The sequence below is a fragment of the Streptomyces sp. NPDC007901 genome, assembly GCF_042959465.1.
Classification (GTDB): domain Bacteria; phylum Actinomycetota; class Actinomycetes; order Streptomycetales; family Streptomycetaceae; genus Streptomyces.
Map to the genome: position 1 here is coordinate 955,174 of NZ_JBIBKW010000001.1, position 18,925 is coordinate 974,098.

The following is an 18,925-nucleotide window of genomic DNA, read 5'->3' on the forward strand; positions in this document are numbered from 1 at the left end:
GTGGAACGTCCCCGTCTGCCGGTGGAGCCGGTCACGCTCCGCCGACGAGTGCCAGCATGCCCGGGCCGCCCGGCGGCTGCCGGAAGTTGTCCACAGGCGGTGGGTATTCGTCGTACAAATCAAACGCATGGTGGGGGATCGGCACCGAACCGTCCCGGACCCGGGACTTCCCGCATGTGCAGCGGGTAACGTCGGGGCGTGCCCGCCGACCCACTGCACCGCGCCGGAAAGCCACAGCGCAGCACGACGAGCCAGCCGCCCAGCGGCCCGGGGGTGAGCGCGATCGAGGTACGAAGGAGCGCCCGGCGCCGCCGGACCGTTTCTGCGTACCGCGAGGGCGATCGCACCGTCGTGCTGATCCCCGCCCGGATGTCCGAGGCGGAGGAGAAACGCTGGGTGACCGTCATGCTCAACAAACTCGCCGCCCAGGAGAGCAGGCGAGTGCTGGGCGACGCCGAACTGGCCGAGCGCGCCCAGCGGCTGTCGGACCAGTACTTCGACGGCCGGGCCCGCCCCGCCTCGGTGCGCTGGGTCACCAACCAGAACACCCGCTGGGGTTCGTGCACCCCGGCCGAGGGCAGCATCCGGCTCTCGCACCGGCTCCAGGGCATGCCGGAGTACGTCGTCGACTACGTCCTCTGCCATGAACTGGCGCATCTGCTGGTGCCGGGGCACGGGCCCCGGTTCTGGCGGCTCCTGGAGGCGTATCCGCGGACCGAGCGGGCCCGGGGCTATCTCGAAGGGGTGGTCGCCGCCGACCGGTTGCCCCCGGTGCCCGGCTCGCGCGATGAGTGACACGCCTCGGGAGCGCTCCCTCCGGGGTCGCTGAGCGCGGTTGTGTACCGGGTCTGTACCGACTTCTTCCGATGTCCGAGTTAGCCGTTAGCCTGGCGCGACGCACTCACATTCGGGATGGGGGACGGTCGTAACGCATGGCCAGGGAATTCCAACGCGGCCACAAGGCCAGGATCAGTGACCTCACGGCCGGCACGGACCTGTACGTAGGGGTGCAGATCTCCGGGCCCGGTCTGACGTTCGACATCAGCTGCTTCGGCCTCGACGCCGACGAACGGCTCTCGGACGACCGCTACTTCGTCTTCTTCAACCAGCCGAAGTCCCCCGAGGAGTCCATCCAGCTGCTGGGCGCGCAGGCGGGTGACACGGAGTCCTTCCGGATCACGCTGGACCGGATCCCGCAGCAGATCCAGAAGCTGGCGTTCACGGCGACCCTCGACGGCGCCGGGCAGATGTCGCAGGTCGCTCCCGGATACATCCGGATCGTCGCGGGCGGCGAGGAGGTGGCCCGGTACTCCTTCACCGGCGCGGAGTTCTCCACCGAACGCGCCGTGATGCTGGGCGACTTCTACCTGAAGGACGTGTGGCGCTTCGCCGCCGTCGGCCAGGGTTTCGACGGCGGTCTGGAGGCGCTGCTGAAGAACTTCGGCGGCGAGGTGATGGAGGAGGAGGCGCCCGCCGCGCCGGAGCCGCAGCAGCCGCAGAGCGGCGCCGCGCCCGGCTTCGCGCCGCCCGCGTTCTCCGTCCCGTCCGCCCCGGCCCCCGCCCCGGCCCCCGCGCCTGCCCCGCAGGGTTTCACCCCGCCGCAGGCCCCCGGTCCGGTACCGGCCCCGAACGTGCACGGCGCGCCCACCGTCATCGCCCCGATGACCCCGCCCGTCCCCGGCACCGTGCCGCCCCCCGCCCCGGCGCCCGCGCCCTACGGCCAGCCGCCCGCCCCGAGCGCGCCCATGCCGCCCGGCTACGGCCAGCCCCCGGCGCCCCCGCAGGCCCCGGCCGCGCCGCCCGGATACCCGCAGGCTCCGCAGGCCCCGACCCCGCCCCCGGGCTACGGCCAGCAGCCGCCGTTCGGACAGGTCCCCGGTCAGCAGAGCTACGCCGTCCCGCAGGGTGCTCCGCAGGGCGGCGCCGGAGTGAGCGCCGCGCTCCAGAAGTTCAAGGAGACCCCGACCGGGCAGCGCTGGACCCCGCAGAACAGCAAGCTCATCCGCGTCGACCTCGGGATGGGCGGTCAGCCGGTGCTGGCCCGGCAGGGCAGCATGGTGCTCTACCAGGGCAAGGTCGATTTCAGTTACAAGGGCGCCGGATTCGCCGGCCGGCTCGTGGGCAACGCCACCGGCCAGGAGATGCAGCTGATGCGCTGCACCGGCCACGGCCAGGTCTTCCTCGCCGAGAACTCCGCGCATCTGCACCCGATCGAGCTCCAGGGCGACGCGATCTGTGTCTCCGCCGAGAGCGTCCTCGCCTTCGACGAGAGCCTCCAGTACGAGGTCCGCCGGGTCGAGGGCCACGGCATCCCCGGCGGCGCGCTGTTCACGATGCAGTTCCAGGGCACCGGCACGATCGTCGTCAAGACGCACGGCACGCCCGTGGTGCTGCCCGTGACCCCGACGACCTTCGCGGACTGCAACGCGATCGTCGCCTGGTCGGCGGCCTCCCAGGTGATCGTCTCCAGCCAGGTCCGGATGCGTCGCAACGCCTACCCGGGCGATACCGGCGAGAGCGTCAACCTGCAGTTCCGCGGTGCGCCCGGGAACTTCATCGTCGTCCAGCCGTACGAGGTCTGAGGGAGCCCGTCATGAACCAGCCGCTCGCGGGCTTCGCCCCCGCACCCGTCACCGCCCGCATGGAGAACCACGGCGACCACATGCTGAAGGTCGCCATGCAGACCGGGAACGACCTCCTCGCGCGCGTGGGGTCGATGGTCGCCTACGAGGGCTTCGTCCAGTACGAACCCAACCCGCCGGCCGTGCGCCAGATCGCCCGCGACTGGATGACCGGCGAGGGCGCGCCCCTGATGAAGTGCTCCGGCGACGGCCTGCTCTACCTCGCCGACTACGGTGCGAACGTCGTCGTCATCAACCTCAACGGCGACGGCATCTCCGTCAACGCCACCAACCTGCTCGCCTTCGACGCTCATCTGACGTGGGGCGTGGAGCGGGTCAAGGGGCTGGCGAAGTTCGCCGGTCAGGGCCTGTGGAACACCAAGATCTCCGGGCAGGGCTGGGTCGCGCTGACCTCCCGGGGCAAGCCGATCGTCGTCGACTGCGGCGGCGGCGAGGACGAGACGTACGTCGACCCGGACGCGCTGGTCGCCTGGTCGCCGAACCTCAAGGTGAAGGGCAAGCGCAGCTTCAAGGCGCAGTCGCTGATCGGCCGGGGCAGCGGCGAGGCCTACCAGATGGCCTTCTCCGGCCAGGGCATCGTCGTCGTCCAGCCCAGCGAGGACAGCACCGACCGGCTCCGGTTCCGGGGCTGAGGGGGAGTCAGAGAACCATGCAGAGCCCGCTTTTCGCCTTCAACGACTCCCAGGCCCCAGACCGCTACAGCCTCCAGAACAAGCAGATGCTGCGGGTCGTCCTGGAGGGCCACGACGACATCCTCGCCCGCAAGGGCACGATGGTCGCCTACCAGGGGCTCGTCGAGTTCGACGCCGAGTACCAGGGCCACAACCAGGCACGCGCGCGTGCGTACACCGGTGAGGGCCTGGACCTGATGCGCTGCCACGGGCAGGGCACGGTGTACTTCGCCAACCTGGCCCAGCACATCCACGTCCTGGACGTCGAGCAGGACGGCCTGACCGTGGACAGCTCCTACGTCCTCGCCATGGACTCCTCGCTGCACCACGAGGTCGTCGCCGTAGACAGCCTCTACGGCATCTCCGGGTCCGGGAAGTACCAGCTCAACATCACCGGGCGCGGCAAGGTCGCCCTGATGACCTCCGGCGCGCCGCTGCTGATGCAGGTCACGCCCGACAAGTACGTCAACTGCGACGCCGACGCGATCGTCGCCTGGTCCACCGGGCTGCGCGTCCAGATGCAGGCCCAGACGCATTCCTCGGGTGTGTGGCGGCGCCGGGGCAACACCGGTGAGGGCTGGGAGCTGAGCTTCATGGGAAGTGGCTTCGCGTTGGTCCAGCCGAGTGAACTGCTGCCTCCGCAGAGCGCCCAGATCGGCCAGGGCCTCGCCGCCCAGTTCGGCATGGGCCAGCAGGGCGCGCGCGGGATGAACCAGGGCAACGTCTGGAGCTGAGCGATCGCGTAAGGGGCGACCGCCAGGGCGGTCGCCCCTTACCCGTCGGTCGGTCTCAGAGCCGTGCGCGGGTCGCTTCCAGCAGGCGTACGACCGAGTCGTCGGCGACCGCCGGGACCTCGTCGTAGGCGAACCAGCGCAGGTCGAGGGACTCGTCGCTGATCGCGTGGGCGGCGCCGGGCGGGGCCAGGGCCGCGTACTGGACGTCGAAGTGCCAGTGGCAGGGCTCCGGGATCGCATGCCGGTCCAGGCGGACCGGGCCGCCCGGCAGCAGGGTCAGGCCGGGGATGCCGGACTCCTCGGTCGCCTCCCGCAGGGCCGCGGCGGCCACGTCGGCATCGCCCGGCTCGCAGTGGCCGCCCATCTGCAGCCACATCCGCAGCTTCCTGTGCAGGGTCAGCAGCACCCGGCCGGGCCCGGGGTCCACGACCAGGGCGCTCGCCGTCACATGGCCCGCGTGACAGGCCTTCCACATGCCGTCGGGGTGGGCCGCGAGATGGTCCAGGTAGGCCTGGCGCAGCTCTTCCTGGCCCTCGTACCCCTTGAGGACGAGGACCGCGTCGTCGTACAGGCTCACTCGGTGTCGTCGCCCTCGGCCCGGTCGTCCTTCTTGCGCAGGTCGGGCTTCTCGGCCGCCTCGCCGAGCATCTTGTCCAGCTCGGAGAAGTCCAGCTGCTCGCGGTGGACGAAGCCGTCCGGGTCGTCCAGGTCGGACGCCGTCGGCAGCATGTCCGGGTGGGCCCACAGGGCGTCCCGGCCGTCGACACCGCGCGCGTCCGTGAGCGAGGCCCACAGCCGGGAGGCGTCGCGCAGCCGGCGCGGGCGCAGCTCCAGGCCGATCAACGTGGCGAAGGTCTGCTCCGCCGGGCCGCCCGTGGCACGGCGGCGGCGCAGGGTCTCGCGCAGCGCGTCGGCGGACGACAGGCGCGGTTTCGCGGCCGCGTGGACCACCGCGTCCACCCAGCCCTCCACGAGCGCCAGAGCGGTCTCCAGTCGGGCCAGGGCCGCCTTCTGCTCGGGGGTGTCCTCCGGCTGGAACATGCCCTGCTGAAGGGCGTCCTGCAGCTGCTCGGGGTTCTGCGGGTCGAACTGGCCGACCACGTCCTCCAGCTTGGCCGTGTCGACCTTGATCCCGCGCGCGTACCCGTCGACCGCGCCGAACAGGTGCGAGCGCAGCCACGGCACGTGCGCGAACAGGCGCTGGTGGGCCGCCTCGCGCAGCGCGAGGTACAGCCGCACCTCCTCCTTCGGCACGCCGAGGTCCTTGCCGAACGCCTCGACGTTCACCGGCAGCAGCGCGGCCTTGCCGGCCGGGCTCAGCGGCAGGCCGATGTCGGTCGAGCCGACCACCTCGCCCGCGAGCACACCGACGGCCTGCCCGATCTGCGTGCCGAACATGGCGCCGCCCATCGAGCGCATCATGCCGATCAGCGGGCCCGCCATGGCCTGCATCTCCTCCGGCAGCACGTCGCCCATCGCGGCGCCGACCCGCTCGGCGACCGGGTCGACCAGCTCCTGCCAGGCGGGCAGCGTCGCCTCGACCCACTCCGCGCGCGACCACGCCACGGCCGAGCCGGAACCGGACGGCAGCGACGTCGCGTCGTCCAGCCACAGGTCGGCGAGCCGCACGGCCTCCTCGACCGCCGTGCGCTCGGCGGGACCCACGCTCGCGTCCTTGACGCCGTCCGACGTGCCCTGGGAGACCGTCTGGCGGGCGATCTGCTTGGCCATGTCCCAGTTCACCGGGCCGCCCTCGTACGAGAGCATCTGGCCCAGCTGCTGGAAGGCGGCGCCCAGGTCGGTGGGGTTCAGCGAACCGAACATGGCAGCGAACGGATTGTCGGCGCCGGGGCCGCCGAAGCCGCCGGCTCCGGGTGTGCCGAAACCGAACGGGTTGGCCGGTCCCTGCCCACCACCGCTCTGCTGGTCCTTCTCCTTGCCCTCGTCGCCGTCTTCCGGCTCCTCCGGCGGAAGGCCGAAACCGAATGGGGTGTCACTCACGGGAATCCTCGGCTGGTAAGGCCACCGGTTCTCTCCGGCGGCGCGGCTGCCCGACAACACCACCCAGCGTAGACACCCCGGCCCGATCGGGCCTTGGTGCTTCGCCGACAGTCGGCCTGCGGCAGGATGGATGCCACCTGGTACGTACGCGTCACTCGCGCTCGTACTGAAGACAACCGCTGGAGACGCCCGGTGAGTTCCCCAGATCCGCAGGTTCGCGCAGCGCGAAACCACTCAACCCCTCCCGCTCTGCGCGGGCCCGTCGTCGCCGTGACCGGCGCCGCGACCGGGGTCGGCGCGCTGCTCACCGAGCGGCTGGCCGCGTCCGAGGAGATCAAGCAGGTCATCGCCATCGACGAGCGGCGCGGGGAGTGCGCGGACGCCCAGTGGCACATCCTCGACGTACGGGATCCGGCCATCGCCGACAAGCTCCGCGGGGCCGACGTGGTGGTGCATCTCGCGCTCGACCTCGACCTCGAGACCGATCCGGCGGCGCGCACGGCGTACAACGTGCGCGGCACGCAGACCGTGCTGACGGCCGCGGCCGCCGCCGGTGTGCACCGCGTGGTGCTGTGCACCTCCGCGATGGTCTACGGCGCGCTGCCGGACAACGAGCTGCCACTCTCCGAGGACGCCGAGCTGCGGGCGACCGCCGAGGCCACGGGCGTGGGCGACCTGCTGGAGATCGAGCGGCTCGCGCGCCGGGCGCCCCGCGCGCACCCCGGGCTCAATGTCACCGTCGTGCGCCCCGCGGTGCTCGTGGGCGGCACCGACACCGCGCTGACCCGGTATTTCGAGTCGCCCCGGCTGCTCGTCGTCGCCGGATCGCGGCCCGCCTGGCAGTTCTGCCATGTCGAGGATTTGTGCAGTGCGCTCGAGTACGCCGTCCTGGAGAAGGTCGACGGGGAACTCGCCGTCGGGTGCGACGGGTGGCTGGAGCAGGAGGAGGTCGAGGAGCTCACCGGGATCCGGCGGATGGAGCTGCCGTCGGCGGTCGCGCTCGGCGCGGCGGCCCGCCTGCACCGCATCGGGCTCACGCCGTCGCCGGCCGGGGACCTCGCGTACACGATGTATCCGTGGGTGGTGAGCGGGAGCCGGCTGCACGACGCCGGGTGGCGGCCCGGGTGGACGAACGAGGAGGTGCTCGCCGAGTTGCTGGAGGAGGTGTCCGGCCGGCACACCGTCGTCGGACGGCGGCTCGGGCGGAAGGACGCGACGGCCGCGGGCGCGGCGGGAGCGACGGTCGCGCTGCTGGGCGCGGCGGCCGTGGTCCGGCGGGCCCGCAAGGCGCGGCGGCGGATCTGAGATTTCCCCGCCCCTCGACCCCGTCGATAAGAGCGGCGTTCAACAGAGCTGTAGAAGTCTCCAAAGCCGTACGCGCCTGTGCCTGGTGTTAGGCGTATTCCGTGTGGGCCCGGGCTTGCGGCACGATGGGGGTATGGCTGCTATGAACGATCATCCCGGTGAGCAGGGTGCCGAAGACCCCGTCAAGCTGATCGGGATCCGGGAGACCGCGCTCTCCGTGGACGAGGTCTTCGCGGCCGTCGGGGACGACGCGGCCGGCGGGATCGCGCTGTTCGTGGGCACCGTGCGGAACCACGACGGCGGCGCCGACGTGGACGCGCTCGGGTATTCGTGTCATCCCAGTGCCGAGAGCGAGATGCGGCGGATCGCCGAGAAGGTCGTCGCGGAGTATCCGGTGCGGGCGCTGGCCGCCGTGCATCGGGTGGGGGACCTGCGGGTGGGTGATCTCGCCGTGGTCGTCGGCGTGTCGTGTCCGCATCGGGGGGACGCCTTTGAAGCCTGTCGGAAGCTGATCGACGACCTCAAGCACGAGGTGCCCATCTGGAAGCACCAGACGTTCTCCGATGGCACCGAGGAATGGGTCGGGGCCTGCTGAAGGAGCCCGTCCGGTTTCCGGTTGCGTAACCGTACCCCCCGCGTGAGCGTTGTCACTGCGGATGTTTAATCTGCTGATCAGTCAGTCGCGGACGCTCAAGGGGTTGGGAGGTCGGCATGGCGGCGCTCGTCTGGTTGCTGATTCCGCTTGTGGCGGCGGTCGGTGCCGGCCTGTGGGGCAGCTGGGCCAATCGGACCAGGAGAGCGCGCGGCGACGGGCCGGAACTCGACGGGTACGCGCGGTTCCGCGAGGCCATGGAGAAGTCCCACACCGGCAGCTGAGACGCGTGCGACGGGTGGCCCTGACGGTGCGCTGACAGACGCGTCCCGTACTGTCTTCGCATGCCACGCCGCACCGCGACGATGCTCGCCTCGACTCTGATGCTGATCGCGCTCCTGTGCGCCGGAGTGCTCATCAACGTGCCGTACTCGGAGATGTCCCCCGGCCCGACCGTGAACACGCTCGGGGACCACGACGGCGAGCCGGTGCTGCAGATCTCCGGGCACAAGACCTATGCCACGTCCGGGCATCTGAACATGACCACGGTGAGGGTCACCAGCGCCGACTACAAGATGAACCTCGTGGAGGCGGTTTACGGGTGGCTCTCGCACGACACCAAGGTCGTGCCGCACGACACGCTGTATCCGAACGGCAAGACGGAGCAGCAGTCCACCCAGGAGAACGCCGAGGAGTTCAGCGAGTCCCAGGAGAGCGCCAAGGTCGCCGCCCTGAAGGAACTGGGCGTCCCGGTGAAGTCCTGGGTGATCGTCTCCACGGTGCTCAAGGACTCGCCCGCCGAGGGCAAACTGCACGCCGGTGACGTGATCAAGGCCGTCGACGGTACGGCGGTCAAGCAGCCGGAGGACGTCGCCACGCTGGTGACCAAGCACAAGCCCGGCCAGGACGTCGTCTTCACCGTGGTGCCGGCCAAGGAGCAGGCCGCCGCCGAGAAGGCCAACAAGACGGCCACCAAGACCACGGACGTCACCATCAGGACCGCCACGTCCGACGACAGCGGCGAGAAGCGGGCCATCGTCGGGATCTCCGCCGGGACCGATCACACGTTCCCGTTCTCCATCGACATCAAGCTCGCCGACGTCGGGGGCCCCAGCGCGGGCCTCATGTTCTCGCTCGGCATCTACGACAAGCTCACCCCGGGCAGCCTCACCGGCGGCAAGTTCGTCGCCGGCACCGGCACCATCGAGGACGACGGCACGGTCGGCCCGATCGGCGGCATCTCGATGAAGACCATCGGCGCGCGCAGCAAGGGCGCCCAGTACTTCCTGACCCCGGCCGACAACTGCGCCGAGGCCGCCAAGGACACCCCGAGCGGGCTCACCCTGGTCAAGGTCAAGACCATCGGCGACGCCCTGGACGCCCTCAAGGACATCCGTGGCGGGGACACCGCCGCCCTGCCGAAGTGCAGCACCAAGGGCTGACACGCGGACCCGGACACGACTGGGGGCGCCCTTCCTGACGAAGGGCGCCCCCAGTGCCGTGGCCGAGAGCCTCAGTCCTCGAAGGTCGCCTTCAGGGCGTCCGCCAGACCCGGGACCAGGTCGGGGCCGGTGAGGACCTCCGTCGGCGAGTCCTTCTCGCGCAGGCGTACGGCCGAGTCGCGGGTGCCGTCGCGCAGCACGCCGACCGTCATCCGGACCTCCTGGCGGTCGGGGTGCTGGGCCACCCACTTGGCCAGCTTGGCCTCGCTCAGTCCCTCGGGGACCTGGGACTCGGCGGACGGCGGCAGCATCAGGCGTTCCACCGTGAGCGCGCAGCCGACCACCGCGTCCGGCCAGGCGATGGTGCCCAGGAACTCGTCCAGCGCCTTGTCCGTTGGCACTTCGTCCTGCTCGATCGGGGTGAGACCGGTGGTCGCGGACTCCTCCTCCAGACCGAGCTGGGCGGCGAGGGCCGGTTCCTGGGTGCGCAGCCGTGCGGTGTCGACGAGGGCGAAGAGGCGAGCGGGCTGGTCCCAGCCGAGGCCGGAGGTGTACTCGTCGATCTCGAGCACGGCCCGGCTGAGCGGGTTCGCTGCCATGGGAGTGTTGGACATGGTCACAATCCTGCCTCGTTCATGGCCGGAATCGGGAACCGAGTAAGCCGTGAGTAAGTTGCATAGGTGTGGCTCTGCGATCACAGGGGGCCACGGAAGGCCCACCGACACCGGGGCCTGACGGAACAAAAGCGGATCAACAGCGGATCAATCAACAGCGACTTCGAGGTGCGCACCTTGGCTTTCCAGATGCCGGACCGCGGCGGAGGCCCGACGGGGCCACGGATCAGGGCGACGGGACGTCCGTCCCGGCGCGTCCGGGCCCTGCTCATGACCCTGGGCGTCCTTGCCGTGCTCGGCATGGCGTTCACCATGTTCGCGGGCTTCTGGACGGACTGGCTCTGGTACCGGTCGGTGCACTACTCCTCGGTGTTCACCACCACCCTGTGGACCAAGATCGGGCTGTTCTCCGTCTTCGGCCTGCTGATGGCGGCCGCGGTGGGCTTCAACATCTGGCTCGCGCACCGGCTGCGGCCCCCGCTGAGCGCCATGTCCATGGAGCAGCAGAGCCTCGACCGGTACCGGATGGGCATCGCGCCGTACAAGAAGTGGCTGCTGTTCGCGGTCACCGCGCTGGTCGGGCTGATCGCCGGCGCGTCCGCGGCCGGCCAGTGGCGCACCTGGCTGATGTGGGTCAACGGCGTGCCCTTCCACCAGAAGGACCCGCAGTTCCATCTCGACGTCTCCTTCTACGCCTTCGACCTGCCCTGGTACCGCTTCCTGCTGGGCTTCGGCTTCGCCACCGCGATCCTCTCCCTGATCGCCGCCGCGCTCACCCACTACCTGTACGGCGGGCTGCGTGTCACCAGCCCGGGGGCGCGCGCCACCGGTGCCGCGACCGGCCACCTGTCGGTGCTGCTCGGTTTCTTCGTCGCCCTCAAGGCGGTCGCCTACTGGCTCGACCGGTACGGACTGGCCGTCAAGTCCAGCGACTTCAAGGCCACCGGCAACTGGACGGGGCTCAGATACGTCGACGCGAACGCGTATCTGCCCGCCAAGACGATCCTGTTCTGCATCGCCGTCATCTGCGCGCTGCTGTTCTTCGCCACCCTGTGGCGGCGCACCTGGCAGCTGCCCGTCATCGGCTTCGGCCTGATGGTCCTGTCGGCCATCCTCATCGGCGGTCTCTACCCGGCGATCGTCCAGAAGTTCCAGGTCCAGCCGAACGAGCAGGCCAAGGAAGCCCCGTACGTCCAGAAGAACCTCAAGGCGACCCGCGAGGCCTACGGCATCGACGACACCAAGGTCACCGAGTACACGGGCAAGAGCACCACCACGGACAAGAGCAAACTCCGGGACGACGTCGACGCCACGGCGAGCATCCGGATCATGGACCCGAACATCGTCTCGCCCACGTTCCAGCAGCTCCAGCAGATGCGGAACTACTACGCGTTCCCGAACAATCTGGACGTGGACCGCTACACCAAGGACGGCAAGGTCCAGGACACCGTCATCGGGCTGCGCGAGCTGAACCTCGCCGGCATCCCGAAGAACAACTGGATCAACGACCACTTCCGCTACACCCACGGCTACGGCGTGGTCGCCGCCAAGGGCACCGAGGCCGACAGCCAGGGCCAGCCGGTCTTCACCGAGTCCGACCTGCCGTCCCAGGGCGACCTGGGCACGTACCAGCAGCGGATCTACTACGGCGAGAAGACCAACACGTACTCGATCGTCGGCGGTCCCCAGAAGGAGATCGACTACTCCGACGACAGCGGTGAGAAGACCACCAGCTACGAGGGCAAGAGCGGGGTCAGCCTCTCCAGCCCGATCAACCGGGCCGCGTACGCGGTGGCGTTCAACGAGCCGCAGATCCTGTACTCGGGCGCGATCGGCGAGGGCTCGCGGATCCTGTACAACCGCACGCCCAAGGAGCGGGTCGAGGCGGTCGCCCCGTGGCTGACCATCGACGGCGACGCGTACCCGGCGGTCGTGGACGGCCGTATCCAGTGGATCGTCGACGCGTACACGACGACGAACGGCTATCCGTACGCCTCCCGTACGACCCTCGGTGACACCACCGCCGACTCGCTGACCGCGACCAACAACTCCCGCGCGGTGGTGGCCCAGCAGAACCAGGTCAACTACATCCGCAACTCGGTGAAGGCGACGGTCGACGCGTACACCGGCGCCGTCAAGCTCTACCAGTGGGACACCGAGGACCCGGTCCTGAAGACCTGGATGAAGGCGTTCCCGGGCACGGTGGAGCCCCGGACCGCCATCTCGCAGTCCCTGATGAACCATCTCCGGTACCCGCAGGACCTGTTCAAGGTGCAGCGCGAACTGCTCACCCGCTACCACGTGACGGACGCCCAGACGTTCCTGACCGGCAGCGAGGTGTGGCAGGTGCCCGACGACCCGACCAACAAGTCGGGCGACGCCGTGCCGCCGTACTACCTGAGCATGAAGATGCCCGACCAGAGCGCGCAGACGTTCTCGCTGTCGACGACGTTCACGCCCAACGGCCGGGACAACCTCAGCGCGTTCATGTCGGTGGACTCCGAGGCCGGTTCGAAGGACTACGGCAAGATCAGAATCCTGAAACTGCCGACCAGCACGACCGTCGACGGACCCAAACAGGTACAGAGCCAGTTCAACTCCGAACAGGACATCGCCGCCGCGATCAAGCTCCTCAAGGGCGGCGACTCCGAGGTGGAGTACGGCAATCTGCTGACCGTGCCACTGGACGGGGGCCTGCTCTACGCGGAGCCCGTCTACGTCCGCGGTGCCGGCGTCAAGTACCCACTGCTGCGCAAGGTGTTGGTCACCTACGAGGGCAAGACCGCCTTTGAGAACACTCTCGACGAGGCGCTCAACAAGGTGTTCGGGACGGAGGGTTCGGACACCGGATCCTCGGACACCGGGACGACCACGCCGCCGACATCCTCCAACCCCACGGTCCAGGAGGCGCTGAACGACGCCCAGAAGGCCTTCGACGCGGGCCAGGAGGCCCTGAAGAAGGGCGACTGGACGGCGTACGGCAAGGCGCAGGACGAGCTGCAGGACGCGCTGAAACGGGCCGAGGACGCGCAGTCCAAGGCCGACAGGACGAGCGGCGGCGGTACGAAGGCGAGCGGCAGCCCGAGTCCGAGCAGCAGTCCCGGCGGCAGTGCCAGTCCTGCTTCCAGCGGCAGTCCCAGTCCGGGCGCGAGCGCCAGTCCGAGCGGGTAGCCCGGGCCGATGATCGAACCCGCTCCGCGCCGTGATACGGTTGCAACACAACGGCGCGGGGTGGAGCAGCTCGGTAGCTCGCTGGGCTCATAACCCAGAGGTCGCAGGTTCAAATCCTGTCCCCGCTACTGAAGTCGAAGGCCCGGATCCTCTTGGGATCCGGGCCTTCGTGCTGTCCGGACGGGCGGCGAACGCATGTACCGATGCGCGGGGGCGCCGTGCCGCCGTGGGGAGTTGAGGGAGATGTGTTTGACTTGTCGTTCTGTGGGCATGTCGACAAAACGCTGAAGTGACCTCACGGTCTGCGGTATACGTGGTGTACCCAGGTTGCAGGTGGTGCGACGATGAACGTTATGGGGGACAAGGCAACTCTGTTCGAGACAGGGCGATTTGTGCAGCCTTCGGGCGAGGAGCCGACCCGCGACGAGGCCGCCGAGGCCGCTGAGGAGGCACGTCACCGGCTCCAGGCCGAGGCCGGTGACGTCGAGTCGATGAGTGTGCTCGGCGCCATGCTGCTGCGCCGTGGCGACCTCGACGGAGCCGAGCCCCTGCTGCGTGCCGCCACCGCCGCCGGTGACCGGGCCGCCGCCAACAACCTCGGTGTCCTGCTGCACCAGCGCGGTTACCCCGAGGAGGCCGCCGGATGGTGGCGGATCGCCGCCGTCGCCGGCTCCGCGGCCGCCGCCCACGCGCTGGGCCGGTACCACCGTGAGCGCGGGGACGAGCCCGCCGCCGAGTACTGGCTGCGCCAGTCCGCCGAGCAGGGACACGCGCTCGGCGCCTACGCGCTGGCCGACCTGCTGGAGCACCGCGGGGACCCGGGCGCCGGCCGGTGGATGCGGGCCGCCGCCGAGCGGGGGCACCGGGAGGCCGCGTACCGGCTGGCCCGTGCGCTCGACCGCAGGGCGACGGGGGCCGAGGGGGAGGCCGGGGGCGACAACGGTGTCGCCGCCGGTGCGGAAGCGGAGACGGAGACCGAAGAGGCGGAGCAGTGGTACCGGCAGGCCGCCGCCCGCGGGCACCGCCGGGCCGCGCTGCACCTCGGCGCGATCCTGGAGAAGCGGGGCGCGCTCAAAGAGGCCGGGCGCTGGTACCTGACCTCCGCCAAGGACGGCGAGGCCCGGGCCGCCTGCGCGCTGGGCTTCCTGCTGCGCGACGCCGGGGACACCGAGAGCGCGGCCGTGTGGTGGCTGCGGGCCGCGCAGGACGGCGACGGCAACGCGGCGAACGCGCTCGGCGCGCTGCACGCCGAGCGCGGCGAGACCCAGACCGCCGAGCGCTGGTACCGGGCGGCGCTGGACGCCGGGGACGACAACGGGGCGTACAACCTCGGGCTGCTCTGCGCCGAGCAGGGGCGGACCCCGCAGGCCGAGCAGTGGTACCGGCGGGCTGCCTACGCCGGGCACCGGGAGGCGGCGAACGCGCTGGCCATCCTGCTGCTCCAGGTGGGTGACACGAGCGGTGCCGAGCCGTGGTTCTCCAAGGCCGCCGAGGCCGGCAGCGTGGACGCCGCGTTCAACCTCGGCATCCTCTACGCGGGGCGCGGCGAGGACCGGGTCGCGCTGCGCTGCTACGAGCAGGCGGCCGCTGCCGGGCACACCGAGGCGGCGCTGCAGGTCGGCATCGCCCGGCTGCGCGAGGGCGACGAGGCTGCCGCCGAGCGGCATCTGCGGTGCGCGGCGGGCGGGGGCAGCGCCGAGGCCGCCTACCGGCTCGCCGCCGTGCTCGACGCGCGCCGGCCCGCGGTGTCCGAGCACGAGCTCGGGGAGTCGTCCCTGAACGTGAAGACCGAGTGCGAGGAGTGGTACGAGCGCGCCGCCTCGCAGGGACACCGGCGCGCCCAGGTGCGGGTCGGGATGCTCGCCGCGGCCCGCGGGGACGTGGTGGAGGCGGCGCGCTGGTACCGGGCGGCGGCCGAGGCCGGGTCGCGCAACGGCGCGTTCAACCTGGGGCTGCTGCTGGCCCGGGAGGGCAGCGAGCCGGAGGCGGCCGTCTGGTGGGAGCGGGCCGCCGACGCGGGGCACGGACGGGCGGCGTTGCGCCTCGCTCTCGTCTACGCGCGTCGGGGCGAGCTGGCGGTGGGACAGCAGTGGGCGGACCGGGCGGTGGCGCTGGGACCGGCGGAGGTGACCGAGCGGGCGGAGCGGCTACGGGACGCCCTGCGGGAGGAGCTGTCGGCGTAGGCCGAGGTATTTCCGCAGGTCAGATCGGTTCACCGGGATGGATTTGCCTCTGCCCGCATCCCTCACGTAATGTTCAGTTCACCGACGCGGGGTGGAGCAGCTCGGTAGCTCGCTGGGCTCATAACCCAGAGGTCGCAGGTTCAAATCCTGTCCCCGCTACTCAAGGCCGAGGGCCGGAATCCGGAAACGGATTCCGGCCCTCGGTGTTTCTACGGCGTGTGCCCCACCGCTTCCTCGTACTGGGCGCGATCCACCGTCCGGGACTCCGGCAGGGGCGCGCCCGAGGTGACGCCCTGGGCCTTGTAGGCCGACTGCAGACGCGTCGTCGTACCCGCCCGGATCTCCCAGTCCATGCGCAGGGGCGGGGTCGAGCGCAGGATCGCGGCGTCGGTCTTCAGGAGTTTCGCGAGGTAGGTGACGAAGCTCGCGTCCTTCTTGTAGTCGGCGGCGAAGTACGTGTCGACCGTCCGGATGTACGCCCTGAGCAGGGCCACGCCCGCGTCCACGTCCTCGCTCAGAAGCGAACGGCCGTACAGCATCCCGCCCAGCGGTTCGCCCTGCGGCTGGCCGCCCAGGAACGCGTAGCCCGCCTTGCCGGTGACCTGGCGCCAGACCGGGTCGAGCAGCCAGGCCGAGTCGACGCCGCCGTTCTGCAGGGCCGTGAGGACGTCGGCCGAGCCCAGCTGCTGGTAGCGGATCCGGTCCAGGCCCCCGCCGTGGCTCGCCAGCGCCTTCTGCATGGGGTACGCGATCACCGACCCCTTGCCGATCATCGTGCCCAGCGTGCGCCCCGCCATCGTCACGCCGGACGCGTTCTCGCCGTTCTTCAGCCGCACCCACAGGCCGCTCTGCGACTCGGGGTCGGGCGAGAAGTTGCCCGCGACCCACTTGATGTCGAAGCCGCCCCGGATGCCGTTCATCACGGCCGCCTCGGGCGCCGCCCACATCGCGTCGATGTCCCCCTTGGCCAGCAGGGGCAGCGCGTCCGGGGTCGGCAGCACCTTGAGCGTGACATCCAGGCCCTCCGCCTTGAACTCACCCTTGTCGAGGGCGACTTCCAGCGGGGCCACGTACTCCGCGCTCAGGGTGCCGGTCGCGATCGTGATCGTGCGCGGCTTCGCGAGCGGGACGGGCGCCGGCTTCCCCGGTGAGCAGCGGGCGGGGGAGCGGGTCGGGGAGAGGTCGGCCGGGTCGGTCCAGGAGGCCGTGCCGCAGCCCGCCACCGGACGGACCGTGCGGGGCGCCGAGGCCGTCTCCGGGTCCCCCGGGTGCTGCGCCGAGCAGGCCGTGGCCAGCAGGGCCAGCGCGGCCGTCGCCACCAGGCACCGAAGGGTTCTCATGACTGCCCCCGTCCCCGGTCCCGGGGCGCCCACGGGGTGAGCAGGCGTCCGGCGAGCCGGATCAGCTCGGAGAAGACCACGCCCAGCACGGCGACGCAGACGATCCCCACGAACATGACGTCGTTCTGGAACAGCGCCCGCGAGTCGAAGATCAGATGGCCGAGGCCGTCCGTGGCCGCTATCTGCTCGGAGGCGACGATCACCAGGACCGCCACCCCCGCGGCGATGCGCGCGCCGACCAGGACCGCCGGCAGCGAGGCCGGCAGCAGGACGTGCCGGAACATCTGCCACGGCGAGGCGCCGAAGACCCGGCCCGCGTCCAGGTGGCCGGACGGGACGGCGATCACCGCCGACATGGTGGAGATCCAGACGAAGAAGAAGACGGTCACCGCCACCAGGGCCACCTGCGGCCCTTCGCCCAGCCCGAACATGTTCAGGAAGATCGGCAGCAGGGCCAGTTTCGGTACCACGTACAGGGCGTCGAGGAGCGGTTCCAGGGCCGCCCTGACCAGGGGGAGCGACCCCATCAGCAGCCCCAGCGCATAGCCGGCCGCGGTGCCCACGGCGTAGCCCGCGAGTACCCGGCGGGTGGTGGCCCGGACGTCCGGCCACAGGTCGCCCGCGGCCGCCCGGTGCCAGCCGTCGGAGAGGATCGTGGACGGGGCCGGGTAGACGCGGTCGTCGATCCAGGCCCGGTTCGCGGCCAGTTGCCAGAGCAGGACCAGCAGGAGCGGGACGGCCGTCGCCAGGGTCAGTTCCAGGGCGCGGCGGCGCCGGTGGGTGCGGGCCGGGTGGAGTTCGGCCGGGCCGGGGGCACGGACCAGGACCCGGCTCTCCCGGTCCGGGGTGAGGGTCGTCATGCCGGGACCGCCTCCTTCCGCAGCAGCTCCCACAGTTCGCTCTTCAGCGCCGTGAACGCGGGGGTGTCGCGGATGTCGCCGGTGCGCGGGCGCGGGAACGGCGGGCGGTGCTCGGCGATGACCCGGCCCGGGCGGGCGGACATCACCAGGACGCGGTCGCCGAGCACCAGCGCCTCCTCCAGGCTGTGTGTGATGAAGAGGGTGGTGGTGCGCAGGGCCTGGGTGAGTTCGAGGAGTTCGTCCTGGAGGATCACCCGCAGTTGGGCGTCCAGGGCCGCGAACGGTTCGTCCATGAGGAGGAGTTCGGGCTCGACGGCGAGGGCGCGGGCGATCGCCACCCGCTGGCGCATGCCTCCGGACAAGGTCGCCGGGTAGGCGTCGGCGAAGTCGGACAGGCCCAGCCGGGCCAGCCAGTCCCGGGCCCGGGCGTTCGCCTCGCGGCGCGGGACGCGCTGCACGTCGAGGCCGAAGCGGACGTTGGCCAGGACCGTCTTCCAGTCGTAGATGCCGTAGTCCTGGAAGATCATCGCGGCCGGGCGGGGGCTGTCGGTACGGATCTCCAGACGCCCGCCGCTGGGGCGGAGCAGGCCCGCCGCGATGCGCAGCAGCGTGGACTTGCCGCAGCCAGAGGGGCCGACGAGACAGACGAACTCGCCGGGCGCGACGGTCAGATCGAGGGGGCCGAGAGCGTCGACCGCGTGGGGGGTTCGGCCGAAGGTGCGGGTCAGGGCATGGGCGCGGAGCTTCGGATACGGCTCTCCCACGGGATCTCCTCGCAAGAGTGCGGACCAGACGACCATATGACGGACCGTCAGATTCGGGAACCCCGTGTGCGGGTGCGACGCGAAGGCCCCGGCACCCGTGGTGGGTGCCGGGGCCTTTCGGGAACGTGTGTCAGACGCCCGTCGCGCAGTCCGGGCAGAGGCCGCGGTAGGTCACCTCGACGTCCGACACCGTGAAGCCGAAGCGCTCCGAGGTGGGGAGGTCGGCCAGCGGGTTGCCGGTCGGGTGGACGTCGCGGATCGAGCCGCACCGGGCGCAGACCAGGTGGTGGTGGGGCCGGTGCGCGTTCGGGTCGTACCGCTTGGCGCGCTTGTCCGTCGAGACCTCGAGGACCTCGCCGAGCGTGACCAGCTCGCCCAGGGTGTTGTAGACGGTCGCCCGGGAGATCTCGGGCAGCTTGGCGACGGCCCGGGCGTGGACCTCGTCGGCCGTCAGATGGACGTGTTCGCCGTCGAGGACCTCGGCCACGACGCGTCGCTGCGCGGTCATCCGCCATCCGCGTCCACGCAGCCGTTCCAGAAGGTCACTCATGCGATCCAGCCTAACAGCAGGAGGACCACTTTACGAACAGGTGTGACTTTGGAGCC

17 protein-coding genes and 2 tRNA genes are annotated in these 18,925 nt (G+C 70.8%); 12 read left to right on the plus strand and 7 right to left on the minus strand.

Annotated elements, in window-relative coordinates:
• The first annotated feature begins 198 nt into the window (after positions 1 to 198).
• The 4 genes from ACFZDK_RS04560 (at position 199) to ACFZDK_RS04575 (ending at position 4,047) form a co-directional block, all read left to right on the plus strand.
• Positions 199 to 795, plus strand: coding sequence for a SprT-like domain-containing protein (locus ACFZDK_RS04560; RefSeq protein WP_390969660.1), 597 nt, complete (start codon positions 199 to 201; stop codon positions 793 to 795).
• Positions 796 to 932: 137 nt separating this feature from the next.
• Positions 933 to 2,582, plus strand: coding sequence for a TerD family protein (locus tag ACFZDK_RS04565; protein WP_390969661.1), 1,650 nt, complete (start codon positions 933 to 935; stop codon positions 2,580 to 2,582).
• A gap of 11 nt (positions 2,583 to 2,593) precedes the next feature.
• Entirely contained in the window at positions 2,594 to 3,274 is a 681-nt protein-coding gene (locus tag ACFZDK_RS04570; protein WP_390969663.1) for an AIM24 family protein, read from the plus strand.
• A gap of 17 nt (positions 3,275 to 3,291) precedes the next feature.
• Positions 3,292 to 4,047, plus strand: a complete 756-nt coding sequence (locus ACFZDK_RS04575; protein WP_390969665.1) for an AIM24 family protein — start codon at positions 3,292 to 3,294, stop codon at positions 4,045 to 4,047.
• A 55-nt stretch (positions 4,048 to 4,102) separates the two neighbouring features.
• Here ACFZDK_RS04575 and ACFZDK_RS04580 read toward each other — a convergent pair whose 3' ends face one another.
• Together ACFZDK_RS04580 and ACFZDK_RS04585 are read right to left on the minus strand one after the other, a co-directional pair.
• Positions 4,103 to 4,624: an NUDIX domain-containing protein gene (locus ACFZDK_RS04580; protein ID WP_390969667.1), complete on the minus strand. Its 522-nt coding sequence runs from the start codon at positions 4,622 to 4,624 to the stop codon at positions 4,103 to 4,105.
• Entirely contained in the window at positions 4,621 to 6,048 is a 1,428-nt protein-coding gene (locus tag ACFZDK_RS04585) for a zinc-dependent metalloprotease (protein ID WP_390969669.1), read from the minus strand. The genes ACFZDK_RS04580 and ACFZDK_RS04585 overlap by 4 nt, the downstream gene beginning before the upstream one ends.
• A 192-nt stretch (positions 6,049 to 6,240) precedes the next feature.
• Here ACFZDK_RS04585 and ACFZDK_RS04590 point away from each other — a divergent pair, with 192 nt between their 5' ends.
• The 4 genes from ACFZDK_RS04590 to ACFZDK_RS04605 all read left to right on the plus strand — a co-directional run bounded on the left by ACFZDK_RS04590 (position 6,241) and on the right by ACFZDK_RS04605 (position 9,387).
• A complete protein-coding gene (locus ACFZDK_RS04590) occupies positions 6,241 to 7,353 on the plus strand; it encodes an NAD-dependent epimerase/dehydratase family protein (protein WP_390969671.1) in 1,113 nt (370 codons plus the stop codon).
• Between the two features lie 133 nt (positions 7,354 to 7,486).
• Positions 7,487 to 7,948: a molybdenum cofactor biosynthesis protein MoaE gene (locus ACFZDK_RS04595; RefSeq protein WP_355715835.1), complete on the plus strand. Its 462-nt coding sequence runs from the start codon at positions 7,487 to 7,489 to the stop codon at positions 7,946 to 7,948.
• A 116-nt stretch (positions 7,949 to 8,064) separates the two neighbouring features.
• Complete coding sequence (locus tag ACFZDK_RS04600) at positions 8,065 to 8,229, plus strand: hypothetical protein (protein WP_355715838.1); 165 nt, start codon at positions 8,065 to 8,067, stop codon at positions 8,227 to 8,229.
• Between the two features lie 60 nt (positions 8,230 to 8,289).
• Positions 8,290 to 9,387, plus strand: coding sequence for a PDZ domain-containing protein (locus tag ACFZDK_RS04605; RefSeq protein ID WP_390969674.1), 1,098 nt, complete (start codon positions 8,290 to 8,292; stop codon positions 9,385 to 9,387).
• A 71-nt stretch (positions 9,388 to 9,458) separates the two neighbouring features.
• Here the strand turns inward: ACFZDK_RS04605 and ACFZDK_RS04610 are convergent, their stop codons facing one another.
• On the minus strand, positions 9,459 to 10,001 hold the full coding sequence (locus tag ACFZDK_RS04610) for a PPA1309 family protein (RefSeq protein ID WP_390969676.1): 543 nt from the start codon (positions 9,999 to 10,001) through the stop codon (positions 9,459 to 9,461).
• A gap of 189 nt (positions 10,002 to 10,190) precedes the next feature.
• Between ACFZDK_RS04610 and ACFZDK_RS04615 the strand changes: the two genes are divergently transcribed.
• The 4 genes from ACFZDK_RS04615 (at position 10,191) to ACFZDK_RS04630 (ending at position 15,514) form a co-directional block, all read left to right on the plus strand.
• Positions 10,191 to 13,172, plus strand: coding sequence for a UPF0182 family protein (locus ACFZDK_RS04615; RefSeq protein WP_390970102.1), 2,982 nt, complete (start codon positions 10,191 to 10,193; stop codon positions 13,170 to 13,172).
• 54 nt (positions 13,173 to 13,226) lie between these two features.
• Positions 13,227 to 13,300 (plus strand) — tRNA-Met (locus ACFZDK_RS04620).
• A 216-nt stretch (positions 13,301 to 13,516) separates the two neighbouring features.
• Positions 13,517 to 15,355: a tetratricopeptide repeat protein gene (locus ACFZDK_RS04625; protein WP_390969678.1), complete on the plus strand. Its 1,839-nt coding sequence runs from the start codon at positions 13,517 to 13,519 to the stop codon at positions 15,353 to 15,355.
• 85 nt (positions 15,356 to 15,440) lie between these two features.
• A tRNA-Met gene (locus tag ACFZDK_RS04630) sits at positions 15,441 to 15,514 on the plus strand.
• 50 nt (positions 15,515 to 15,564) lie between these two features.
• Here the strand turns inward: ACFZDK_RS04630 and ACFZDK_RS04635 are convergent.
• From ACFZDK_RS04635 to ACFZDK_RS04650, 4 genes are all read right to left on the minus strand, one after another.
• Positions 15,565 to 16,695 carry an ABC transporter substrate-binding protein gene (locus tag ACFZDK_RS04635; RefSeq protein ID WP_390969680.1) on the minus strand — a complete coding sequence of 377 codons (1,131 nt, stop codon included), beginning with the start codon at positions 16,693 to 16,695 and terminating at the stop codon, positions 15,565 to 15,567.
• Positions 16,692 to 17,555: an ABC transporter permease subunit gene (locus ACFZDK_RS04640; protein WP_390969682.1), complete on the minus strand. Its 864-nt coding sequence runs from the start codon at positions 17,553 to 17,555 to the stop codon at positions 16,692 to 16,694. The genes ACFZDK_RS04635 and ACFZDK_RS04640 overlap by 4 nt, the downstream gene beginning before the upstream one ends.
• The gene (locus ACFZDK_RS04645) at positions 17,552 to 18,319 is read right to left on the minus strand and encodes an ATP-binding cassette domain-containing protein (protein WP_390969684.1); all 768 of its coding nucleotides are present in this window, start codon (positions 18,317 to 18,319) and stop codon (positions 17,552 to 17,554) included. The genes ACFZDK_RS04640 and ACFZDK_RS04645 overlap by 4 nt, the downstream gene beginning before the upstream one ends.
• Before the next feature lie 130 nt (positions 18,320 to 18,449).
• Positions 18,450 to 18,869: a transcriptional repressor gene (locus ACFZDK_RS04650; protein ID WP_390969686.1), complete on the minus strand. Its 420-nt coding sequence runs from the start codon at positions 18,867 to 18,869 to the stop codon at positions 18,450 to 18,452.
• Positions 18,870 to 18,925: the final 56 nt, after the last annotated feature.

Excerpts from the sequence above, each read along its gene's own strand:
- ACFZDK_RS04565 (WP_390969661.1), top strand. The coding sequence starts at position 933 with ATGGCCAGGGAATTCCAACGCGGCCACAAGGCCAGGATCAGTGACCTC.
- ACFZDK_RS04570 (WP_390969663.1), top strand. The coding sequence starts at position 2,594 with ATGAACCAGCCGCTCGCGGGCTTCGCCCCCGCACCCGTCACCGCCCGC.
- ACFZDK_RS04575 (WP_390969665.1), top strand. The coding sequence starts at position 3,292 with ATGCAGAGCCCGCTTTTCGCCTTCAACGACTCCCAGGCCCCAGACCGC.
- ACFZDK_RS04595 (WP_355715835.1), top strand. The coding sequence starts at position 7,487 with ATGGCTGCTATGAACGATCATCCCGGTGAGCAGGGTGCCGAAGACCCC.
- ACFZDK_RS04600 (WP_355715838.1), top strand. The coding sequence starts at position 8,065 with ATGGCGGCGCTCGTCTGGTTGCTGATTCCGCTTGTGGCGGCGGTCGGT.
- ACFZDK_RS04605 (WP_390969674.1), top strand. The coding sequence starts at position 8,290 with ATGCCACGCCGCACCGCGACGATGCTCGCCTCGACTCTGATGCTGATC.
- ACFZDK_RS04610 (WP_390969676.1), bottom strand. The coding sequence starts at position 10,001 with ATGTCCAACACTCCCATGGCAGCGAACCCGCTCAGCCGGGCCGTGCTC.
- ACFZDK_RS04615 (WP_390970102.1), top strand. The coding sequence starts at position 10,191 with ATGCCGGACCGCGGCGGAGGCCCGACGGGGCCACGGATCAGGGCGACG.
- ACFZDK_RS04625 (WP_390969678.1), top strand. The coding sequence starts at position 13,517 with ATGAACGTTATGGGGGACAAGGCAACTCTGTTCGAGACAGGGCGATTT.
- ACFZDK_RS04635 (WP_390969680.1), bottom strand. The coding sequence starts at position 16,695 with ATGAGAACCCTTCGGTGCCTGGTGGCGACGGCCGCGCTGGCCCTGCTG.
- ACFZDK_RS04640 (WP_390969682.1), bottom strand. The coding sequence starts at position 17,555 with ATGACGACCCTCACCCCGGACCGGGAGAGCCGGGTCCTGGTCCGTGCC.
- ACFZDK_RS04650 (WP_390969686.1), bottom strand. The coding sequence starts at position 18,869 with ATGAGTGACCTTCTGGAACGGCTGCGTGGACGCGGATGGCGGATGACC.